Source organism: Burkholderia sp. AU31652, assembly GCF_002223155.1.
Classification (GTDB): Bacteria; Pseudomonadota; Gammaproteobacteria; order Burkholderiales; family Burkholderiaceae; genus Burkholderia.
Genome location: NZ_NKFG01000005.1, coordinates 701,249 through 722,375, shown reverse-complemented (window position 1 = coordinate 722,375; position 21,127 = coordinate 701,249). Strand labels below are relative to the sequence as shown.

The 21,127-nt window shown below is 67.8% G+C and carries 18 protein-coding genes; 8 read left to right on the top strand and 10 right to left on the bottom strand.

The window, feature by feature from the left end; translation table 11 throughout:
* The first annotated feature begins 202 nt into the window (after positions 1–202).
* From CFB40_RS20805 to CFB40_RS20790, 4 genes are all read left to right on the top strand, one after another.
* A complete protein-coding gene (locus CFB40_RS20805; protein ID WP_089433262.1) occupies positions 203–1,345 on the top strand; it encodes a slipin family protein in 1,143 nt (380 codons plus the stop codon).
* Positions 1,346–1,404: 59 nt separating this feature from the next.
* Entirely contained in the window at positions 1,405–2,628 is a 1,224-nt protein-coding gene (locus CFB40_RS20800; RefSeq protein ID WP_089429164.1) for an RtcB family protein, read from the top strand.
* 55 nt (positions 2,629–2,683) lie between these two features.
* Complete coding sequence (locus CFB40_RS20795; RefSeq protein ID WP_089432258.1) at positions 2,684–3,496, top strand: nucleotidyltransferase domain-containing protein; 813 nt, start codon at positions 2,684–2,686, stop codon at positions 3,494–3,496.
* Positions 3,497–3,756: 260 nt separating this feature from the next.
* The gene (locus CFB40_RS20790) at positions 3,757–4,917 is read left to right on the top strand and encodes a DUF1176 domain-containing protein (RefSeq protein ID WP_256976874.1); all 1,161 of its coding nucleotides are present in this window, start codon (positions 3,757–3,759) and stop codon (positions 4,915–4,917) included.
* Positions 4,918–4,926: 9 nt separating this feature from the next.
* Here CFB40_RS20790 and CFB40_RS20785 read toward each other — a convergent pair whose 3' ends face one another.
* Complete coding sequence (locus CFB40_RS20785; RefSeq protein WP_089428163.1) at positions 4,927–5,595, bottom strand: O-methyltransferase; 669 nt, start codon at positions 5,593–5,595, stop codon at positions 4,927–4,929.
* A gap of 132 nt (positions 5,596–5,727) precedes the next feature.
* On the opposite strand from CFB40_RS20785, the gene CFB40_RS20780 reads away from it, so the two are divergent.
* Both CFB40_RS20780 and CFB40_RS20775 read left to right on the top strand, forming a co-directional pair.
* Positions 5,728–7,023, top strand: a complete 1,296-nt coding sequence (locus CFB40_RS20780; protein WP_089432256.1) for an O-acetylhomoserine aminocarboxypropyltransferase/cysteine synthase family protein — start codon at positions 5,728–5,730, stop codon at positions 7,021–7,023.
* A gap of 185 nt (positions 7,024–7,208) precedes the next feature.
* On the top strand, positions 7,209–7,934 hold the full coding sequence (locus tag CFB40_RS20775; protein WP_089428165.1) for a ZIP family metal transporter: 726 nt from the start codon (positions 7,209–7,211) through the stop codon (positions 7,932–7,934).
* Between the two features lie 21 nt (positions 7,935–7,955).
* On the opposite strand, the gene CFB40_RS20770 is transcribed toward CFB40_RS20775, so the two are convergent.
* Together CFB40_RS20770 and CFB40_RS20765 are read right to left on the bottom strand one after the other, a co-directional pair.
* Positions 7,956–8,459: a hypothetical protein gene (locus CFB40_RS20770; RefSeq protein WP_089432255.1), complete on the bottom strand. Its 504-nt coding sequence runs from the start codon at positions 8,457–8,459 to the stop codon at positions 7,956–7,958.
* 66 nt (positions 8,460–8,525) lie between these two features.
* On the bottom strand, positions 8,526–8,801 hold the full coding sequence (locus CFB40_RS20765) for a DUF4148 domain-containing protein (protein WP_089428167.1): 276 nt from the start codon (positions 8,799–8,801) through the stop codon (positions 8,526–8,528).
* A 316-nt stretch (positions 8,802–9,117) separates the two neighbouring features.
* Here CFB40_RS20765 and CFB40_RS20760 point away from each other — a divergent pair, with 316 nt between their 5' ends.
* Positions 9,118–10,278, top strand: coding sequence for a porin (locus CFB40_RS20760; RefSeq protein WP_089432254.1), 1,161 nt, complete (start codon positions 9,118–9,120; stop codon positions 10,276–10,278).
* 199 nt (positions 10,279–10,477) lie between these two features.
* Here CFB40_RS20760 and CFB40_RS20755 read toward each other — a convergent pair whose 3' ends face one another.
* Positions 10,478–10,699 carry a hypothetical protein gene (locus tag CFB40_RS20755; RefSeq protein ID WP_179255294.1) on the bottom strand — a complete coding sequence of 74 codons (222 nt, stop codon included), beginning with the start codon at positions 10,697–10,699 and terminating at the stop codon, positions 10,478–10,480.
* A gap of 325 nt (positions 10,700–11,024) precedes the next feature.
* On the opposite strand from CFB40_RS20755, the gene CFB40_RS20750 reads away from it, so the two are divergent.
* On the top strand, positions 11,025–11,312 hold the full coding sequence (locus CFB40_RS20750; protein ID WP_089432253.1) for a DUF4148 domain-containing protein: 288 nt from the start codon (positions 11,025–11,027) through the stop codon (positions 11,310–11,312).
* A gap of 79 nt (positions 11,313–11,391) precedes the next feature.
* Here CFB40_RS20750 and CFB40_RS20745 read toward each other — a convergent pair whose 3' ends face one another.
* The 6 genes from CFB40_RS20745 to CFB40_RS20720 all read right to left on the bottom strand — a co-directional run bounded on the left by CFB40_RS20745 (position 11,392) and on the right by CFB40_RS20720 (position 21,108).
* Entirely contained in the window at positions 11,392–12,822 is a 1,431-nt protein-coding gene (locus CFB40_RS20745) for a heavy metal sensor histidine kinase (RefSeq protein WP_089432252.1), read from the bottom strand.
* Entirely contained in the window at positions 12,819–13,502 is a 684-nt protein-coding gene (irlR, locus tag CFB40_RS20740; RefSeq protein ID WP_039349341.1) for a heavy metal response regulator transcription factor IrlR, read from the bottom strand. Before irlR ends, CFB40_RS20745 begins: the two co-directional genes overlap by 4 nt.
* On the bottom strand, positions 13,502–16,714 hold the full coding sequence (locus CFB40_RS20735; protein ID WP_089432251.1) for an efflux RND transporter permease subunit: 3,213 nt from the start codon (positions 16,712–16,714) through the stop codon (positions 13,502–13,504). Before CFB40_RS20735 ends, irlR begins: the two co-directional genes overlap by 1 nt.
* Positions 16,715–16,839: 125 nt before the next feature.
* The gene (locus CFB40_RS20730) at positions 16,840–18,312 is read right to left on the bottom strand and encodes an efflux RND transporter periplasmic adaptor subunit (RefSeq protein ID WP_089432250.1); all 1,473 of its coding nucleotides are present in this window, start codon (positions 18,310–18,312) and stop codon (positions 16,840–16,842) included.
* Positions 18,313–18,346: 34 nt separating this feature from the next.
* On the bottom strand, positions 18,347–19,675 hold the full coding sequence (locus CFB40_RS20725; protein WP_089432249.1) for a TolC family protein: 1,329 nt from the start codon (positions 19,673–19,675) through the stop codon (positions 18,347–18,349).
* 242 nt (positions 19,676–19,917) lie between these two features.
* Complete coding sequence (locus CFB40_RS20720) at positions 19,918–21,108, bottom strand: phosphotransferase enzyme family protein (RefSeq protein ID WP_089432248.1); 1,191 nt, start codon at positions 21,106–21,108, stop codon at positions 19,918–19,920.
* Between the last annotated feature and the right edge of the window lie 19 nt (positions 21,109–21,127).

The following is a 21,127-nucleotide window of genomic DNA, read 5'->3' as shown; positions in this document are numbered from 1 at the left end:
CCCGCCGCGCGTCGGACCGGTTGCGGTTCCGCGCGATCGGCCGGACGGCCGCACGGCCCGCGCGAACGCGCACGACGACGCGATGCAGGATGCGTCGCCGTGCACGTCGACGCCGGGCCAGCGCGCCGCCCGCCCGGTTGCGTCGCCCCGCGATCCGCACGATGCGTGTCACCCGGCGGTCATTGAAGAAAAGGACAAGAATATGTGGATGCGACATGTTGTGAAAAAGAACGAACGCGCGCTGCTGATGAACGAGGGCGATTTCGTGAAGGTGCTGGAACCGGGCGTGTTCAAGGCCTTCGATCCGTTCAAGCGCCTGTCGGTGCAGACCGCGCGTCTCGACGCGCCGCTCGCCGACGCGGCACTGGCCGATTACCTGCGTCACGACGCGCCGGACGTGCTCGCGCAGCACTTCGTCGCGATGGACCTCGCCGATGATGAAGCCGGCCTGCGCTACGAAGACGACGTGCTCGTCGAGATCCTGGCGCCGGGCACGCGCCGGCTGTACTGGCGCGGCCTGACCGCGCACCGTCTCGAACGCGTCGATCTCGCGCAGGACAGCCTGCTGCCGGCCGCGCTCGTGAAGCGCATCGCGCAACCGGCGCTGCGTGCGCGCGGCGTGGCGGGCCTGACGGGCGTGCTGCTGGCGCAGGTGCCGGCGTACCACGTCGGCGTGCTGAAGATCGACGGCAAGATCGAACGGTTGCTGGACGCGGGCGTTGCGGCGTTCTGGCGCTTCAACCGCGACGTCGCGGTCGAACTCGTCGACCTGCGTTTGCAGGCGATCGAAGTCGGCGGACAGGAAATCCTGACGCGCGACAAGGTCGCGCTGCGGCTGAACCTGTCGGCGACGTGGTGCTATGCGGACGTGCTGCATGCGTTCGGCCAGCTGCAGAAGCCGGTCGAGCACCTGTATCGCGAGCTGCAGTTCGCACTGCGATCGGCCGTCGGCACGCGCTCGCTCGACGAACTGCTGGAAGACAAGCAGTCGATCGACGACGTCGTGATCGCGCAGGTGCGTGCCCGTCTCGAGCATTCCGGCGTGGACGTGCGCAGCGTCGGCGTGAAGGATATCGTGCTGCCGGGCGACATGAAGACGATCCTCGCGCAGGTGGTCGAAGCGGAGAAATCCGCGCAGGCGAACGTGATTCGCCGCCGCGAGGAAACGGCGGCCACGCGTTCGCTGTTGAACACCGCGAAGGTGATGGAAGAAAACCCGACCGCGCTGCGGCTCAAGGAGCTGGAAACGCTCGAGCGCGTCGCGGAACGGATCGACCGCATCTCGGTGTTCGGCGGTCTCGACCAGGTGCTGAACGGACTCGTCAGCATCAAGGGCGCGCAATGAATGGACAGGCACGGCGCACGCGCGCCGTGCCTCATGAACAAAGCAGCAAGGTGATGAACATGAGTGAAATGGATTATCAGGTCATGGAACTGGCGAACGGCAAGCCGGTGAAGATGTGGACGCAAGGCGTGGCCGTTGAAGACGAGGCGCGCGCCCAACTGCGCAACACCGCGCAGATGCCGTTCATCTTCAGCCACGTCGCGGTGATGCCCGACGTCCACCTCGGCAAGGGCTCGACGATCGGCAGCGTGATCCCGACGAAGGGCGCGATCATTCCGGCGGCGGTCGGCGTCGACATCGGCTGCGGGATGATGGCCGCGCGCACGACGCTGACGGCGTCCGACCTGCCGGATTCGCTGGCGGGGCTGCGCAGCGCGATCGAACGCGCGGTGCCGCACGGCCGCGCGCCGGGCCGCCGCGATCCGGGCGCGTGGGGCGACCGCACGCCGGCCGCCGTGACCGAATCGTGGAAGGCGCTGCAACCGGGCTTCCAGCGGATCGTCGACAAGTATCCGAAGCTGGAAAAGACGAACCACTACGCGCATCTCGGCACGCTCGGCACCGGCAACCACTTCATCGAAGTGTGCGTCGACGAAGCGGACCACGTGTGGTTCATGCTGCACAGCGGCTCGCGCGGCGTCGGCAATGCGATCGGCAGCCTGTTCATCGAACTCGCACAGGCCGACATGCGGCAGCACATCGCGAACCTGCCGGATCGCAACCTCGCGTATTTCACCGAGGGCAGCCGGCACTTCGACGACTACGTCGAAGCGGTCGGCTGGGCGCAGGACTACGCGCGCCGCAACCGGCAGGCGATGATGGACGCAGTAATCGGTGCAGCACGCGGCGTGATCGCCAAGCCGTTCGCGGTCGACGAACACGCGGTGAACTGCCACCACAACTACGTGCAGCGCGAACGCCACTTCGGCGAAGACGTGCTCGTGACGCGCAAGGGTGCGGTGTCGGCGCAGAAGGGGCAGCTCGGGATCATTCCGGGCTCGATGGGGGCGAAGAGCTTCATCGTGCGCGGGCTCGGCAACCCGGACAGCTTCTGTTCGTGCAGCCACGGCGCGGGCCGGACGATGAGCCGCACCGAAGCGAAGCGCCGCTTCACCGTCGACGACCAGGTGAAGGCAACCCAGGGCGTCGAATGCCGGAAGGACTCGGGCGTCGTCGACGAAATCCCGATGGCCTACAAGGACATCGACGCGGTGATGGCGGCCCAGCGCAGCCTCGTCGAAGTGGTGCATACGCTGCGCCAGGTGGTGTGCGTGAAAGGATAGCGCGGTGCGCGGCCGATGGCCGGCGGCCGCGCACCACGAAAGGGAAACGACAACAATGAAAACGGAAAAAATGACGACCGTGCGCAGCGCGCATCCGGTCGATCCGACCGTGCGGGCGCGTGTGATGGCGGAGCTCGCGGAAGTCGAGCGCCGCCACGACGTGAGCGTGCTGTTCGCGTGCGAATCGGGCAGCCGCGGCTGGGGGTTCGCGTCGCCGGACAGCGATTACGACGTGCGCTTCGTGTACGCGCACCGGCGCGACTGGTACCTGAGCGTCGAACCGCAACGCGACGTGATCGAGCGGCCGCTCGACGACGAGCTCGACGTCAGCGGCTGGGAGTTGCGCAAGGCGCTGCAACTGCTGCGCCGCTCGAACCCGACGCTGCTCGAATGGCTCGACTCGCCCGTCGTGTATCGCGAAGACGCGCAATGGGCACCGCGGCTCAGGTCGCTCGCGTCGGCGTTCTTCTCGCCGGTGCGCGGGCGTCACCACTACCTCGCGATGGCGAAGAAGAACTTTCGCGGCTATCTGCAAGGCGACACGGTGCGTTACAAGAAGTACCTGTACGTGCTGCGGCCGCTGCTCGCGGTGCGCTGGATCGACATGGGGCTCGGGATGCCGCCGATGCGCTTCGCGGATCTCGTCGACGGCACCGTGCACGAACCGGCGGTGCGCGCGGAACTCGACGCCTTGCTCGCGCTGAAGATGAGCGCGAACGAAAGCGAGTACGGGCCGCGCCGGCCGGCGATCCACGCGCTCGTCGAGACGATGCTCGCCGATGCCGAACACGATCGCGAATACAAGCGGCCGTGGGGCGACGTGGCGATGCTCGATGCGTTCCTGCGCGACGTGGTCGACGGTCGATGAAAAGTGAACGGCGCGATGCCTTCGGGTGTCGCGCCGTTTTCCGCATCCGCACTCGTCCGATCAATGCAGGCCAGCAATGGACGTGCCCGCACACTACGCGTCGTCGTCACGATCGCAGCCCCATTGCGGCGGTATACTCGATGCCGTTCGCCAAAGCGCGCCGCCGCATGCGCCGCAGCCTTCGACCTGCCCCGCTTGCTGACGATGCGCTTGCAGCCCGACGTCTTCCGCCCGCCCATCCACAGTCGATACGAACCGTCATGTCGCACCGCCTTTCGCTCGCCATCGCCGCCCTCCTCGCCGTTTCCCCGATCGTTGCCCAGGCTCGCCCGCTCGCGCGGCCGCCGGTCGAGCGCGATTTCAAGAACTGGTCAGTCGTCTGCGACAACGGCAACCGCTGCATTGCCGAAAGCCACGCCGACGATATCGACGACGCCCGCGCCCGCCTCATCCTGCGCGTGACGCGCGATGCCGGCCCCGATGCTCAAGCATCGCTCGACCTCTACGCGACAGTGCCGCTGGACCTGCGCACCGCACGCGTCGACGGCCGGCCGTTCGATGCGGCTCCCGCACAATGGCAGGCGTCCGGCGACAAGAATGACGACGCGCCCTCGTACTGGACGCGTGCCCGGATGCGGACCAGCGATCCGGCAACGGTTGCCGCCTGGCTCGCCGCGACGCGCAACGGGCAACTGCTGAGCTTCGGCGATCCCGCGTCGGCCCGTGCCGCCCGCACGCCGCTGTCGGGATTGAGCGCCGCGCTGCTGCTGATCGACGACACGCAGGGCCGCGTCGGCACGGTCACGGCGCTACTGCGCCCCGGCACCCGGCCCGCGTCGTCGGTGCCGGCCGCACCGGTACTCCCGCCCGCCGTCGTGCCGGCGCCGCTGCCGGCCGCCGCCGTGTCGGCCGCCGAACAGGGCCCGCTCGTCGACGCGGTGCTCGCGAAATTCGGCAGCGACGTGAAGCAATGTGCGGCCGACGTCGAAGACGAAATGTCCGCCAGCGATCGCAGGAAGGCGTCGTCCGCCTTCGCGATCTCCGCCGACGAGGCGCTCGTCTCGATTCCGTGCCAGACCAGCAGCCTGTATAACCACACCGGCCTGTGGTATCGCGTGCGACGGACGGCACCGTTCATGCCGACGGCGATGAATTTCGGCGAGAACGCGAATGCGGGACTCGATTCGGCATCCTTCGCGAACGAACTGACCGACGCCGGCTACGCGACGATCGGCGCGATGCTGTCGAGCAAGGTCAGGCTGCGCAGTGCCGGCGATTGCGGCTCGACCGCAACGTGGATCTTCGACGGCCGGCACTTCGTGCTCAGCGATATCGCCACGCACAGCACCTGCAACGGCCTGTTCGACGATCAGTGGCCACGCCTGTATCGACGGGCCGATGAAGCAGCCAGCCCGCGCTGACGCACCACGTCACGCGCCGACGATCGAGATCGAGAACCCGTCCCAGCCCTTCTGCCCGACCGTCTGCACGGCCGTGGTCGTGACGTTCGGGGCCGCCGCGAGACGCGCGAACCCGTCGCGCACGCCGACCACGTCGGGTTCGTGATTGTCCGGATCGGCCACGCGCCCGCCGCGCACGACGTTGTCGACGACGATCACCGTGCCGGGCCGCGACAGCTTCAGCGCCGCGTCGAGATAGACCGGGTTGTTGTCCTTGTCGGCATCGATGAAGATGAAATCGAACGGCGCTTCGCCCGCGCCGATGAGCCGCGCGAGGCTGTCCTTCGCGCTGCCGACCACCACCGTCACGACTTCCGCGAACCCGGCACGCGCGATGTTCTGCGTCGCGACCTTCGCATGCTCCGGATTCAGTTCGAGCGTCACGAGCGCGCCGCCCGGCGGCAACGCGCGCGCGAGCCAGATCGTGCTGTAGCCGCCGAGCGTGCCGACCTCGAGAATCCGCCGTGCGCCGCGGATCGTCGCGAGCAGTTGCAGCAGCTTGCCCTGGTTCGGCGCGACGTTGATCGCGGGCAGCCCCGCGGCGTCGCTCGCCGCGAGCGCGGCGTCGAGCACGTCGTCGGACGGCACGAGCGTCGCGGAGAAATACGCATCCACCTGGTTCCAATGATCCTGATTCATCGAGCGCCCCTTGTTTGCGGAACAGGCATTTTATGCGCCGCCTTGCCATAAGCAACAAACCATTCGTTCTAAGGACAGTTGCGCACGTGCTCCTATAATCGCTCGACCACCACAACAACAGACGGAGCACCCATGACCGATCAGGCCGCATCGAACTGGCGCCTCGAAACCATCGCCGTACACGGCGGTTATCGTCCCGACCCGACCACGCGCGCGGTCGCCGTGCCGATCTACCAGACCGTTGCGTACGCATTCGACGACACGCAGCACGGCGCCGACCTGTTCGACCTGAAGGTGCAGGGCAACATCTACACGCGGATCATGAACCCGACGACGGACGTGCTCGAGCAGCGGATCGCCGCGCTCGAGGGCGGCATCGGCGCGCTGGCGCTGGCCTCGGGGCAATCGGCCGTCACGTATGCGATCCAGACGATCGCCGAAGCCGGCGACAACATCGTGTCCGCGAGTTCGCTGTACGGCGGCACCTACAACCTGTTCGCGCATACGCTGCCGCAATACGGGATCACCACGCGCTTCGCCGATCCGCGCGACCCCGCGTCGTTCGAGCCGCTGATCGACGCGCGCACGAAGGCGATCTTCGCGGAATCGGTCGGCAACCCGCTCGGCAACGTCACCGACATCGCCGCGCTCGCGGAAGTCGCGCATCGTCACGGCATCCCGCTGATCGTCGACAACACGGTGCCGTCGCCGTATCTGCTGCGCCCGTTCGAGCACGGCGCGGATATCGTCGTGCATTCGCTGACGAAGTATCTCGGCGGGCACGGCACGAGCCTCGGCGGCGCGATCGTCGATTCGGGCAAGTTCCCGTGGGCCGAGCATGCGGACCGCTTCAAACGGCTGAACGAGCCCGACGTCAGCTATCACGGTGTCGTCTACACGGAAGCGTTCGGGCCGGCTGCCTATATCGGCCGCGCACGCGTGGTGCCGCTGCGCAACATGGGCGCGGCCATTTCGCCGTTCAATGCGTTCCAGATCCTGCAGGGCATCGAAACGCTGGCGCTGCGCGTCGAGCGGATCAGCGACAACGCACTGAAGATCGCGCAGCATCTCTCGCGTCACGAAAACGTCGAATGGGTGAACTATGCGGGCTTGCCCGATCACCCGGACCATCCGCTCGTCGCGCGCTACCTGTCGGGCCGCGCGCCGGGCATCCTGACGTTCGGCGTGAAGGGCGGCCGCGACGGCGGCGCGAAGTTCCAGGACGCGCTGAAGCTGTTCACGCGGCTCGTCAACATCGGCGACACGAAGTCGCTCGCGACGCACCCGGCATCGACGACGCACCGGCAACTGTCGCCCGCCGAACTCGCGAAGGCCGGCGTGAAGGAAGAAACGGTGCGGCTGTCGATCGGCATCGAGCATATCGACGACCTGCTCGCCGATCTCGACCAGGCGCTCGCGCAGCTTTGACGGAAACGGGCGCGCCGGCTTGCCGGTGCGCCCTGCCTCGAATGTGTTGACCTTGAAGCGGCTTCAAGGTGTTCAATCCCCGGTTGGTGCCGGGCGATGCCCGGCGTGTACGAACCACCCGTACCACGCAGCCGGATGGCCAGACGCTGAGCCCGCTGCGGTACGCCAACCGTCCGAGAGGCCTCATGACACCGACCGCGAAGCTTGCGCTGCTCACGTTACCGCCCCTGCTGGCGGCCTGCTTCGGCGCGCTCGCGGCCGCGTGGCGCGCACCCGGCCCGAAAACGTCGAGCGTCATCCAGCATTTCACCGGCGGCATCGTGTTCGCGGCCGCCGCGCTCGAACTGCTGCCGCAGGACCGCGCACATGCGCTGTTTCCGGTCGTCGTCGGCTTCGTGCTCGGCATCGCGCTGATGCTCGCGATCCGCGCGCTGTCCGGTGCGATCGAGACGCGCTTCGAGGAAGCACGGCTGCCCGTGAGCCTGATCATCGTCACCGCGATCGACCTCGTCATCGACGGCCTCGTGCTCGGCATCGCGTTCTCGGCCAGCGACGAAAGCGGCATCATCCTGACCGTCGCATTGACGCTCGAGGTACTGTTCCTCGCGCTGTCGGTCAGCGCGGCGCTCGCGGCCGCCGGCATCGGCCGCCTGCTGTCGATCGTCGTTCCGGTCGGGCTCGCGGCGCTGCTGAGCATCGCGGCCGTGGCCGGCAACGCGGCATTCGCAGGACTCCCATCCAATATCTACGCAGCGCTGCTCGGGCTGGGCACCGTCGCGCTGCTGTACCTCGTCACCGAGGAACTGCTGGTCGAAGCGCACGAGGTCCCTGAAACGCCGTTCGCGACCGCCGCGTTCTTCATCGGCTTCATCGTATTCTTCCTGATCGAAGGATCGGTGAAGGCCGGATAAGCAGGCGCGGCCGCGCGCCGGCTACCACGTCGTCGCGCCCGTCGGATACGGTTCGACGATGCGCGCACCGTTGACGGGCGTCACGCCTTCGTTGCGCAACGCGGCCCACAGATCGATCGCGTGTTCGCGCGACTTGCGGCTGCCGTCGTCGGTCAGCACGTTCAGCGCGATCACTTCGTCGCGTGTCGTCAGTTGCAGTTGCTCCTTCAGCTTGCGTGACTGATGCGATGCAGTGCGGACGTCGCCGAGCACGATCCGCTGCTCGGCGACAGTCGATTCGCCGCCTGCATCGCCCGGCACGAACGTCAGCCGGCCGTTGTCGACCTCGCATTGCCCGCGTGTGAACGTCGCGCTCCACTCACCGGCCGGCACGGCCGCGAACTCGCAGCGCATCCGCTCGTTCGCGCGCCGGCCGACGTCGTGCGCCGACGCGTGCGACAACGCCCGCTCCGGCCAACCGGCCGCCATCGCGGCCGTCGACATCAGGCACGCCGCGAGCACGATTCCTTTCGCCAAATGACGCATGGCACTCTCCTCTTCGTGTGGGGGTGCGGCTGACGGGCACCGCGCCGGTCGGCCGCGAATGAACGGTCAACGCACCGCAAAACGGTTGTCGTGCGCATCGACCAACGGCGCCATCTCCCCGCGATGCACCGTCGCGCGATGGATCTCCTGGTTGCGTGCGACGGCGGCCGGGCTCGCCGGGTAGTCGTGATTCGGGCTCGGGATCACGCCGTCGTGGCGCGCACGCACCAGTTCCTGGCGGACTTCCTGCCGGGTCTTCTGCTGCGCGGCCACTGCCTGTGAAAAGGCCGCCACCGACAGTGCGGCAGCGGCGACGACGATCATCGGTCGCGGAATGTTCATGTTGTTCGCTCCTTGCTGGAAATCCGTGACGGGAGCGTTCACTTTGAGCCGGCAACGGTGCGGAATTGTGATCGCGGCATGACGGTTTCGTCACCACCGCGACATTCCCTGTATCGCACTACGAATGAAAATGCGTGACGCGTTTTCGCACGCATGACGCGGCGATGACATTTTTCTCATTTGTTCCTCACCTTCACGATCCGAACGCTTTCCAGAATCGGCAGCGCCATCGCGACATTCCGCGCCCGCCTGCACCACGCGCGGCGCGGAATCGACCGATGCACGAAACGATCATCTTGAATCTCAGGGGAACACCATGAAAACTCCAGTTCGGCTCGCCATGATGTCGGGTGCGCTGCTCGCGACCACGCACGCGGCACACGCATCGGAAGTCACGTTATACGGCCTGTTCGATACGTCGCTGACGTACGTATGGAACGCCAGCGCGGACGGCAAGAATCTCGCCGGCCTCGGCAACGGCAACCTGCTCGGCAACCGCTTCGGCGTGAAAGGTGCGGAAGACCTGGGCGGCGGGCTGAAGGCGATCTTCACGCTGGAAAATGGCTTCAATCCGAACACCGGCGCGCTCGGGCAAGGCAACCGGATGTTCGGCCGGCAGGCGTTCGTCGGCCTCGACAGCGCGCGCTGGGGCACGCTGACGCTCGGCCGCCAATACGACGCGCTCGCGGATGTCGCGTGGCCGGTCACCGGCGACTTCTACTTCGGCAGCGTCTACGCGACACCCGGCGACGTCGACAACTACGACACGTCGTCGCGCACCGACAACGCGGTGAAATACACGTCGCCCGTGATCAACGGGCTCCAGCTCGTCGGCATGTATGCGCTCGGCGGCGTGGCCGGCAAAAGCGGCGCCGGGCAAACCTGGTCGGCCGGCCTGTCGTACAGCAACGGCCCTGTCGACGCGGCGGGCGGCTATTACTACGCGGCCAATCGCTCGTCGCTCGCCAACGGCATCCGCACCGGCTGGAACGGCACGTCCGACGGCACGTTCGACGGGTCGCTGGTCAACGGCGGCTATATCTCCGCGAAATCGATCGGCATCGCGCGAGGCGCGTTGCGCTACAACTTCGCGCCGTTCGCGGTCGGCATCGACTACAGCAATGCGCTGTACAAGGCCGATGCGATGTCCGCGTTTCGCAGCACGCAGAAGTACGACACCGCGCGCGGCTTCTTCAACTATCAGGCGACACCCAGCCTGCTCGTCGGCGTCGGCTACAGCTACACGCGTGCCCGTGGCGACACGAGCTCGACCTACCATCAGGTGTCCGCCGGCGCCGACTACGTGCTGTCGAAGCGCACCGACCTCTACGCGGTCGGGGCATGGCAACGCGCGAACGGCGAACAGCGCACGCTCGACGGCGGCACGCAAACGGCGCAGGCGTCGATCGGGTCGTATGGCTATGGCGGAACGCGCACGCAAGGCATCGTCAATCTCGGCTTGCGCCACCGGTTCTGATCGCGGCCGCCATACGCGCGCCGCATGACGAAAATTTCATGTTCCGATCAGGTTCGCGAAGCGCCGCCTCGCTATGATCGGAAACGTGACGGGCAGCGCCCGTTCCAGACCACGCAAGCGAGTCGCTGCCGCACGGCACGTCACGCGTTAGGCCCGGACACGTCGAGTGCCGGGCCTTTTTTTGATCGCGCGCCGACGATCAAGGTGTTGAATTGCGTTGCGGAAACAGGCAGTTATGCGTCTTTACATACAGGTTCGGATTGCCGCAGCGATGCCCGGCGTAATCGATCTGCTCGCCGGGCATGAGATCGGCCGGCACCGGCTTTTTCGCGGCGGCCGGTGTGGCCTGCGAAGTTGGCGTGGTGCCGGAACGTGTCGATGTGCAGCCCGCGAGCAACGGGACGATCAGGACTGCGATCAAGGCTACGCGAATGGCGGGACTAGGCACTTTTCAAGTCCGGTGTGAAAGTCAGAACAAGGCCGCCCGCGTTCCATACAGCTGTCGCGAACGGCGTGAATGCCGCCAGCCACATGGGCCATCGGCAACCTTCATGTTCCGCTTCCCGCTCATCGCGCCCATGACGCGAAGATGACGAATGCGTCATGCCGGTCGCGTCCGAACTGCGCGTCTCCACCTCACGCAATCTGACGCATTTTTCATCTCGCGATCACGATCACGCACGGCTGCTTTCGCATACTGGGTCCATGGTTCGCCACCCGGCGGCCCTGATCAAGGAGAGCACTCGATGAAAACCGCAAAACTCGCTGCACTGTTCGTCACCGCCACGCTGTCGCTCGGCATGGCCACGCAGGCCGCCTTCGCGCAAACGCAAACGCAGGGCAAGACCCGCACGCAGGTCGTCAATGAACTGAAGCAGGCGCAGCACGACGGCGTCGTGCCGGTGAGCAAGACGCAGTACCCACCGACCGGCGAGCTCGTCGCACGCAACAAGGAGCTGCATGGGATTTCGGTGCATGGCGGCGAGAAGAAGCCGCAGCCCGACAACCACGACAACCTGACCGCGCAGAAATGACGCTCGGTCATCCGACCGCAGGCAGCGCGCCGCGCGCGGCCGCCTCATGGCGAACGCGCGGGCATGCCCGCCGGCGGTGTCAGGTAGGAAGGGCCGCCGGCCGTTTCAGCTCGGCCGGCCGGCGCGGAAAGCGCAGCCAGAACGTCGTGCGCCGGCCCGGGTCGCTGTCGACGCCGCATTCGCCGCCGTGGTTGTCCATGATCGACCGGACGATCGCGAGCCCCAGCCCCGTACCCTGCGCCGAGTTGTGCCGCGACGGATCGACGCGATAGAAGCGCTCGAAGATCTTTCCGACGTGCTGGGCCTCGATACCGGGCCCCGTATCCGACACCGCGATCGTCGTCGCACCGCCCTGCTCCACGCAATCGATCGTCACGATGCTGCCGCGCGGCGCGTAGGCCAGCGCATTCGACAGCAGGTTGCTCAACGCGCGCTGGTACAGCGTCAGATCCGCATCGACCCACGCATGGCCGTCGACCTTCACCGTCACGCCGGCATCCTCCGCCAGCGGCTCGTAGTAGCCGGCGACGCGCCCCGCCTCTTCCGACGCATCCAGGCGCCGCACGCTGATCGACGTGCCGGCCTGTTCCGAACGCGCCAGGAACAGCATGTCCTCGATCATCCGCGACAACCGCTGGTATTCGTCGATGCTCGACTCGATCACGTTCCGGTATTCATCCGCGCTGCGCGGCTGCGACAGCACGACCTGCGCGGCCGCCTGCAGGTTCGTGAGCGGCGTGCGCATGTCGTGCGCGAGATTCGACGAGAACTGGCTCAGCCGCGTGAACGATTCGTTCAACCGCTCGAGCATGCCGTTGAACGCGTGCTCGAGCTCCTTCAGCTCGCCAGCCGTATCGAGCGCCGGCAGCGGATGGGCGAGCCGGCTCGTCGACATCTGTTCGGCACGCGCCGCGAAGCGCCGCAGCGGGCTCAGCCCGAGCGCCGCGATGCCGTATGCGATCGCGGCCGCGAGCACCACGCCGAACACCTCGATCACGACGATCGTATAAGCGTGGGTGCGCAGCAGCAGCACGTCGGCGCTGCGGTCGTACTGCACCACGACGCGCACCACGGGCGCACTTGCGCCTGCACCGGCAAGCGGCACATTCGTCACCAGATACTGCTGCCGTGCGCCGGGCGGCGCGACGCCGACCGGCACGCGCCCTGCATCCAGCGACATCAGCGGCGCAACGAGGCGGAAGCCGGGCGTGCCGACCAGGCGCGTGCCCGTGGCGTCGAAGATCGCGAGATCCATGTTCGGATGACCATGCAACTGGTCGATCCAGATGTCGGTGTTGCGCGCGACGTCTGCCGTCGAGCGTGCTTCGGCCAGATGCGCGCCCAACGCGGCGGAGATGCCGGCCATCTGCTCGGCCGCCGTCGTGTCGACGCGATTGCTCAGCGCCTCGTACAGCGCGACGCCGCTCGACGCGAGGATCACCGACGTCGACAGGATGATCAGCGCGGTCAGGCGTCCGCGCAGCGTGCGCGGCAACAGGCGCGCGATCATGCCGCGCTGCCGCCGCGCGCCTCGAGCACGTAGCCCATCCCGCGCACCGTATGGATCAGCTTCGGGTCGTATGCGTCGTCGATCTTCGAGCGCAGGCGCCGGATCGCCGAATCGACGACGTTCGTGTCGCTGTTGAAATTCATGTCCCATACCTGCGACGCGATCGTCGCGCGCGGCAGGATCTCGCCCTCGCGGCGCATCAGCAGCCACAGCAGCGCGAACTCCTTCGCGGTCAGCAGGATCGTGTCGCCCTGCCGGGTGGCCTTGCGGCGCGTGAGGTCGAGTTCGAGGTCGGCCACGCGCAACGTGTTCGAATCGCGCGGCTGGCCGCGCCGCAGGATCGACTTGATGCGCGCGGTCAGCTCGACGAAGTCGAACGGCTTCGCGAGATAGTCGTCGGCGCCGAGTTCGAGCCCTTTCACGCGATCGCCGACATCGTCGCGCGCGGTGAGGAACAGCACGGGCGTCGACTTGCTGCGCCGCAGGTTCTGCAGCAGCGTCCAGCCGTCCTGCCCGGGCAGCATCACGTCGAGCACGAGCAGGTCGTACTCCTCGGTCTCGGCCTGATGCTGGCCCGTGATGCCGTCCTCGACCCAGTCGACGACATAGCCGGCTTCCGTCAGCCCCTTGCGCAGGTACGCGCCCGTCTTCGGTTCATCTTCGACAATCAGAATTCGCATCACGCATTACCCTTGAAGAAACCCAGCCGGCGCAGCACGCCCGAGCCGAAGCCGCCGCGCAACGCCGCGCGCCACGACACCGCATGGCTGACACGGTACAGCACCGGCAGCACCAGCAGCGTCAGCGCCGTGGACGACAGGATACCGCCGATCACGACCGTCGCGAGCGGGCGCTGCACCTCGGCGCCGGTGCCGGTCGCGAACGCCATCGGCAGGAAGCCCAGCGACGCGACGAGCGCGGTCATCAGCACCGGCCGCAGTCGCGTGAGCGCGCCTTCGCGCACGGCGGCCTCAAGTGGCATCCCTTCGTCGCGCAGGTTGCGGATGAACGAGATCATCACGAGCCCGTTGAGCACGGCGACGCCGGACAGCGCGATGAAGCCGACCGCCGCCGTGATCGACAGCGGAATCCCGCGCAGCCACAGCGACACCACGCCGCCGCTCAGCGCGAACGGAATGCCGGTGAACACGAGCAGCCCGTCCTTCACGTTGTTGAACATCACGAACAGCAGCATGAACACCATGAACAGCGCGAGCGGCACGACCAGCTTCAGGCGCTCGCTCGCGCTTTGCAGCTGCTCGAACTGGCCGCCCCACGACACCCAGTAGCCGGCCGGCACGCGCACGTCCTGCTGCAGCTGCTCGCGCGCGTCGGCGACGAACGACCCGACGTCGCGGCCGCGCACGTTCGCGCTGACGACCACACGCCGCTTGCCGTCCTCGCGGCTGATCTGGTTCGGGCCCGGCGCGACGTCGATCGTCGCCAGTTCCGCGAGCGGCACGTACGGCGCCGCCGCAAGCGGTGCGCTGGCGCCGGCCGCCGGTGCGGGCAGCGCGATCGGCAGCCGCTTGATCGCCTCGATGTCCGAGCGCAGCTCGTCGGGCAGCCGCACGACGATGTCGAAGCGGCGGTCGCCCTGGAACAGCGTGCCGGCCTTCTGCCCGCCGACGGCCGCGGCCACCGTATCCTGCAGGTCGGCCACGCTTACGCCGTAGCGCGCGAGTTTGTCGCGATCGAGGTTGACGGTCAGCACGGGCAGGCCGGTGGTCTGCTCGACCTTCACCTCCGACGCGCCCGGCACCTTCTGCAGCGCGGCCGCGATCTGCTCGCCGGTCTGGTTCAGCACGGCCATGTCGTCGCCGAAAATCTTCACGGCGACGTCGCTGCGCACGCCCGAGATCAGTTCGTTGAAACGCAGCTGGATCGGCTGCGAGAACTCGTACGCGTTGCCCGGCAGCTCGGCGAGCGCTTCCTCGATCTCGCGCACGAGCTGGTCGCGCGGCTTCTTCGGGTCGGGCCACTGATCGGCCGGCTTCAGCATGATGTAGCCGTCCGACAGGTTCGGCGGCATCGGGTCGGCCGCGATCTCGGCCGTGCCGGTGCGCGCGAACACGCGCTCGATCTCGGGGAAGCGCGTCTTCAGCGTCTTCTCGATGGCCTTCTGCATCTCGACCGACTGCGACAGGCTCGTGCCGGGGATCCGCAAGGCGGCCACGGCCAGGTCGCCTTCGTTGAGGCTCGGGATGAACTCGCTGCCGAGCCGCGTGGTCAGCCCGAGCGTGGCCAGCACGATCACGCCCGCGCCGACCATCACGCGCGCCGGGCGCGTCATGAATGCGGCGAGCGCCGGCTCGTACGCGCGCCGCGCCCAGCCCATCAGCCGGTTCTCCTTCTCCTCGACACGCTCGCCGATGAACAGCGCGACGGCCGCCGGAATGAACGTGACGGTCAGCACCATCGCGGCCGCGAGCGCCATCACGACGGTAATGGCCATCGGGTGGAACATCTTGCCTTCGACGCCGGTCAGCGCAAAGATCGGCAGGTACACGACCATGATGATCAGTTGCCCGAAGATCAGCGCGCGACGCGCTTCCTGCGACGCGCCGAACACTTCCGCGAAGCGCTCGTCGCGTGTGAGCGGCCGGCCCGCGGCGGCCTGCGCGTGCGCGAGCCGCCTCACGCAGTTCTCGACGATCACCACCGCGCCGTCGACGATGATCCCGAAGTCGAGCGCGCCGAGGCTCATCAGGTTCGCGCTCACCTTCGCGTTCACCATGCCGGTGAAGGTCATCAGCATCGACAGCGGGATCACGAGCGCGGTGATCAGCGCCGCGCGCATGTTGCCGAGGAACAGGAACAGCACGGCGATCACGAGGATTGCGCCTTCGAGCAGGTTCTTCTTCACCGTCGCGACGGCCTTCTCGACCAGCACGGTGCGGTCGTACACGGGAATCGCCTTCACGCCGGACGGCAGCGTGCGGTTCACATCCTCCATCTTCGCGGCGACGGCCTTCGCGACCGTGCGGCTGTTCTCGCCCATCAGCATGAAGACCGTGCCGAGCACGACCTCCTCGCCATCCGACGTCGCCGCGCCGGTACGCAGCTCGCGGCCGATGTCGACCAGCCCGACATCCTTCATCCGCACCGGTACGCCGCCGACGTTGGTCAGCACGATATTGGCGATATCGTCGACGGTGCGCGCCTGGCCCGGCACGCGCACCAGATACTGCTCGCCGCGCTTCTCGATGTAGCCTGCGCCGACGTTGTCGTTGTTGCGCTCCAGCGCGCGCACGACGTCGGCAAGCGTCAGCCCGTACGACATCAGCTTCGCCGGGTTCGGCGCGACGCGGTATTCCTTCACGTAGCCGCCGATCGAGTTGACCTCGGTCACGCCGCGCACGTTGCGCAGCTGTGGCCGGACGACCCAGTCCTGCAGCTCGCGCAGGTCGGCCGCCGTATAGCGCGTACCGTCGGGCTTGCGCGCGTTGGCGTCGGCTTCGACGGTCCACAGGTAGATCTCGCCGAGGCCCGTCGACGTCGGCCCCATGGCGGGCGCGATGCCGGCCGGCAGTTTGTCTTTCGCTTCCTGGATGCGCTCGTTGACGAGCTGCCGCGCGAAATAGATGTCGGTGCCGTCCTTGAAGATCACCGTGACCTGCGACAGCCCGTAGCGCGAGATCGAGCGCGTCTGCTCGAGGCCCGGCAGGCCGGCCATCACGGTCTCGACCGGATAGGTGATGCGCTGCTCGGCCTCCAGCGGCGAATAGCCGGGCGCGGCCGTGTTGATCTGTACCTGTACGTTGGTGATGTCGGGCACCGCGTCGATCGGCAGCTTCTGGTAGCTGAACACGCCCAGCGCGGCCACGGCCGCGATCGCCAGCATCACGAGCCAGCGGTGCGCAATCGCAAAGCGGATCAGGCGCTCAAACATGACGGGATTCCTTGAAACGGGGCACGGTCACCCTCGACGGACGGGCCGCCCGGCCGGTCACCCGGCGGGCCGGAAAGCGGGCCGCATATCGGGCCGCGAGGCGCGCAACGGCACACACGTAGCGCTCATTCATGTTCCGCACTCCCCTTGCCGAGTTCGGCCTTCAGCACGAAGCTGTTCGACGCCGCGTATTCCTGGCCCGGCTTGAGCCCCTTCAGCACTTCGGTCGCCCGTTCGTCGCGCCGGCCCGTTTCGACGGCCTGCGCGACGAAACCCTTCGACGAGCGCACGAAGACGGACGGTGCGCCGTCGACGTCCTGCAGCGCGTCGCTCGCGACCGCGAGCGGCACGCCCTGCTTGCCCGCGTCGACCGACACGTTCACGAACATCCCGGGCCGCCACACGCCGTCCGGGTTCGGCAGCACGACGCGCGCCGGCGCGGTGCGCGTCTGTTCGCCGAGCAGCGACCCCACGTACGCGATCGGGCCGCTCGAACGCGATTCGAACGCGGTCGCGATGACCGTCGCATCGCGGCCGACCCGCACGTCGTTCAGCCGCTGCGCCGGCACGGCCATCTCGGCCCATACCGTCGAGAGATCAGAGATCACGAACATGCTGGCGTCGGCGGCAATCGCTTCACCCGGCGTCGCGTGCTTCTCGACGATCGTGCCCGCGAACGGCGCGCGCAGTTCGTAGCGGTTCAGCGCGCCCGCGCCGACCGGCGCATTCAGCGCGGCGAGCTTCTGTCGCGCGTTCTGCACGGCGATCTCGGCTTCACGCAACTGCACCTGCGCCTGCTGGTAGTCCTGCTCGGCCGAGATGCGCTCCTTCCACAGCGTGCGCTCGCGCTCGTAGGTCGCGCGGGCGCCCGACAGCCGGCGCTCGGCCGTCAGCAGCTCGCTGCGCCGGTCGGCGAGATCGGTGCTCGCGATCACGGCCAGCACCTGCCCCTTCGCGACGTTCTGCCCGAGCGACACCGACACCTGCTCGACGATGCCGGCCACGCGCGGCACCACGTGCGCGGTGCGATCCTCGTTGAACTTGATCTCGCCCGGCAACTGGAACGGCGTCGCGATCTGGGCGGGGCCGGCCTTCGCCAGCGCGATCTTCGAGGTCGCCAATTGCGCGTCGGTCAACGCGATCGCGCCGTCGGCGCGGGCGAACGGGAACGATGCCGATTCATTGCCCGCCTTCACGTCGATCGTCGCGTCGAACACGTGCGGCTTGCCGATCGACTGCGCGGATACGAACTTCTGGCCGGCCGCGTCGAAACGCAACGGCTCGTGCGTGCGGTCGTAACGAACCAGCGTGCCGGACACGGTGACGCCCTTGTCGGCCGGCTTGCCGTCGACGAACGGATAGACGATGAGGCGCGCATCGCCGGGCTTCTCCGTCATCACGATTTCGACGGACAGCTTGCCGCGCTTGAGCACGACGACGCCGCGCTCGCCGGTGGCTTCGGTGGATGAAGCGGCAACGGCCGCCGATGCGGACGCGCCGTTGCCGCCGCCGTTGCGCGTGACGCCGAGTGCGCCGATGACGATCCCGGCACTGCCGAGCACGACCGCCGCGATGATCAGGATTCTGTTGCGTGACATGGTGATCCTTCAGGTAAAAGAGGCGTCCGTTGCGCTATTGCGCGACCGGTGCCGGTGCGAACGGCGCAAGTGGCGTTCCGACCAGCCGGCCGATGTCGGCGCGAGCCGTATGGGCATCGGCGAGCGCACGCACGTATTGCGACTGGCCCTGGAACAGCGTGCGCTGCGCGTCGAGCACGTCGAGGAAGCTGAACTTCCCGAGCTCGTAGCCGCGCGACATCGCGTCGAGCGCAAGGCGCGCGGCCGGCAGGATGTCGGCCTTCAACCGCTGCGCTTCCTGCGCGGCGGCTTCGAAATTCACGTATGCCTGCGTGAGGTCCAGCCGCAGGCGCGTGCGTTCGCGATCGAGATCGGCATTCGCGCGCGCGGCCTTGTGCGTCGCCTCGAGCAGCGCGCCCTTGTTCGTGTTGAACAGCGGAATCGGGATCGACACACCGACCACCGCCTGGTTGTCCGGCACGCCGCCCGTGGTCACGCGCTTCACGCCCGCGCTGATCGTCACGTCCGGAATGCGCCGCGCACGTTCGAGCGACACGGCCGCGTTCGAGCGCAGCATCTCGGCGCGCGCGATCCGTGCAAGCGGGGAATCATCGAGCTGCGCGGTCAGCGCGGACAGCGGCTCGACCGGCGGCACGGCTTCGAGGTCGCCCTGCACGGCAAGCCGGCCGTCGCGCGCCTCGCCCATCACCGCGTTCAGCTTCTCGCGCGCGACCTCGACACGGCCGCGCGCCGTCACCACTTCGATCTGCACGCCGGCCGCCGCCACGTGCGCCTTGGTCGCCTCGACCGGCGACACCTTGCCGGCCTGCGCCCGGCGGCTCGCGAGATCCGCGGAGCGCGCGGCGATCGCGGCCGATTCCTCCGTCACCTGAAGCTGGCGCTGCGCGGCGAGCAGGCCGTAGAACGCGGCGATCACGTCGGCGCGCACGACGGCGCCCTGCTCGTCGAGCGATGCATTGGCCGCTTCCCTGCCGTACGACGCGACATCGAGCCGCGCGCTGCGCTTGCCGCCGAGTTCGATCGTCTGGTTGATCAGCGCGGTCGACGTGCGTTCGGCGCGGCGGAACCCTTCCTGCAGGAACGACACTTCGGGATTGGGACGCGCGCCGGCCTGCATCAGTGCACCGGCCGACGCATCGACGTCCGCGCGCGCGCCGCGCAGCGCCGGATTGTTCCGGGCCGCGACCGATAGCGCATCGGCAAGCGTCAATGAGTTGGACGGGAGAGCGTCGGGGGGCGGTGCGCTGATCGGCGCGACGCTGCCGGAAGCAGACAGGGCCGGCCCCGGCGACAGCGACGGCTGCGCATGAGCCGTCGCGGCCATCGCGAAGACGATGGCCACGGCGAGGTTGAGCTTGAGCATGTTCGGTTCTGCGGTAACGGTTCGCGACCGATGCTACGGTTCGGCCGCAGTGCGAACATGAGGCGAAGATGATATTTCCGTCATGTTGGGGCGGCCGCGTGCGCGCGTGCGGCGCCCTGCGAGAGCCATGCCCCGCTTCGGCGATCAGGAGAATTCGATGAACGTACGGCGCGACGGCCGCACGGAAGATGGCGGTAGCACGGGGAATCGGCACACGTGCGCAGCGATTCTCCGCCGGCGAATCAGGCAGCCCCTCGCTTCGCGCGCCGCCGCTGCACGAGCCAGTCAAGCAATTGCCGCCCGTCGCGCTCGCCGAACCAGCGAGCATGACCGATCAGATAGCCGTCGTACGCGATATCGACGATGGCCGGTGCATCGATGATGCAACCGAAATAAGCGACTTCCGACAGCGCGAACTCCGTATGCACGATCGGCAGCAGCGCGACCAGCGCCGCATAGGCTTCGTCGCCCAGCGGTTCGAGCGATTCGTACCCGTCGAGCAGCGCATCGATCTGCGCATACTCGACGCGCCGCGCATCGGCCGGCGCCATCCAGTCGACCGTATTGCGCTCGATCGCGAGCGCGAGATCCATCACCGCGCAGGTGCGATCCGACAGCCCGAAATCCAGCACGGTCCGTACTTGCGCACCGGGCCCCGCTTCGGTCCACAACAGGTTCGACGCATGCCAGTCGCCGTGCGTCCACAGCGGCGGCAGCGCAGGCAACAGCGGCACGAGGCGCGCATGATACGGGCCGATCGCATCGGCCACGTCGCCGCGCCAGTCACGCGCACCGAGCGCGCGCACGAGCAGCGGCTGCGCGTCAACCCAGCGTTCGAGCGCGCCCGTCAGATCGGCGGACGACAGCACGCGAAAGCTCGACAGCAGGGTACGCACGGGCCGCGCCGGCGCATCGTAGCCGGCCGACGCGCGATGCAGCTCGGCCAGCGCGCGGCCGGCCGCGTACGCGTGCGAAGCATGCGTGAACGGCTGCCACGACATCACGCCGCGATATGGGTCGACGCCCGGCGCCCGGACGTGCACCTCGTAGGTCCAGTCGCCGGATGCGAATGCGGTCGCGCCGTCGCGATCGGCAAGAATGTCGACCACCGGCATCCCGCGCTCGCGCAGATGCGCGATGAAACGATGCTCTTCCTCGAGCCCTGCGACATCGCGCAGGCTCACATGATGACGCTTGACGAACAGCCCGCGCCCGTCCGTCATCTGCACCAGGACGGCCGCCGCGAACTGCCGCGGGCTGTGCCATGTGAGCCGCGCGGGCTCGCCGGCGCCGTCGATCCGGGCGAGCACCGCCGCCACCTCGTCGTGCGTCATCAGCGGCCAGTCGCGCTCGGCCTGCTCGCCGTCGACGCCGAATTGCGGCGGGGCGACGTCACGCGACAGGGATCCGTCCGGCTCGAGGGGGAATGACATGAACGACGTTGCTCCGTGG

Bases quoted from the DNA above. Each gene is read 5' to 3' on its own strand.
- CFB40_RS20805 (WP_089433262.1), top strand. From the start codon at position 203: ATGTGGATGCGACATGTTGTGAAAAAGAACGAACGCGCGCTGCTGATG.
- CFB40_RS20800 (WP_089429164.1), top strand. From the start codon at position 1,405: ATGAGTGAAATGGATTATCAGGTCATGGAACTGGCGAACGGCAAGCCG.
- CFB40_RS20795 (WP_089432258.1), top strand. From the start codon at position 2,684: ATGAAAACGGAAAAAATGACGACCGTGCGCAGCGCGCATCCGGTCGAT.
- CFB40_RS20790 (WP_256976874.1), top strand. From the start codon at position 3,757: ATGTCGCACCGCCTTTCGCTCGCCATCGCCGCCCTCCTCGCCGTTTCC.
- CFB40_RS20785 (WP_089428163.1), bottom strand. From the start codon at position 5,595: ATGAATCAGGATCATTGGAACCAGGTGGATGCGTATTTCTCCGCGACG.
- CFB40_RS20780 (WP_089432256.1), top strand. From the start codon at position 5,728: ATGACCGATCAGGCCGCATCGAACTGGCGCCTCGAAACCATCGCCGTA.
- CFB40_RS20775 (WP_089428165.1), top strand. From the start codon at position 7,209: ATGACACCGACCGCGAAGCTTGCGCTGCTCACGTTACCGCCCCTGCTG.
- CFB40_RS20770 (WP_089432255.1), bottom strand. From the start codon at position 8,459: ATGCGTCATTTGGCGAAAGGAATCGTGCTCGCGGCGTGCCTGATGTCG.
- CFB40_RS20765 (WP_089428167.1), bottom strand. From the start codon at position 8,801: ATGAACATTCCGCGACCGATGATCGTCGTCGCCGCTGCCGCACTGTCG.
- CFB40_RS20760 (WP_089432254.1), top strand. From the start codon at position 9,118: ATGAAAACTCCAGTTCGGCTCGCCATGATGTCGGGTGCGCTGCTCGCG.
- CFB40_RS20750 (WP_089432253.1), top strand. From the start codon at position 11,025: ATGAAAACCGCAAAACTCGCTGCACTGTTCGTCACCGCCACGCTGTCG.
- CFB40_RS20745 (WP_089432252.1), bottom strand. From the start codon at position 12,822: ATGATCGCGCGCCTGTTGCCGCGCACGCTGCGCGGACGCCTGACCGCG.
- irlR (WP_039349341.1), bottom strand. From the start codon at position 13,502: ATGCGAATTCTGATTGTCGAAGATGAACCGAAGACGGGCGCGTACCTG.
- CFB40_RS20735 (WP_089432251.1), bottom strand. From the start codon at position 16,714: ATGTTTGAGCGCCTGATCCGCTTTGCGATTGCGCACCGCTGGCTCGTG.
- CFB40_RS20730 (WP_089432250.1), bottom strand. From the start codon at position 18,312: ATGTCACGCAACAGAATCCTGATCATCGCGGCGGTCGTGCTCGGCAGT.
- CFB40_RS20725 (WP_089432249.1), bottom strand. From the start codon at position 19,675: ATGCTCAAGCTCAACCTCGCCGTGGCCATCGTCTTCGCGATGGCCGCG.
- CFB40_RS20720 (WP_089432248.1), bottom strand. From the start codon at position 21,108: ATGTCATTCCCCCTCGAGCCGGACGGATCCCTGTCGCGTGACGTCGCC.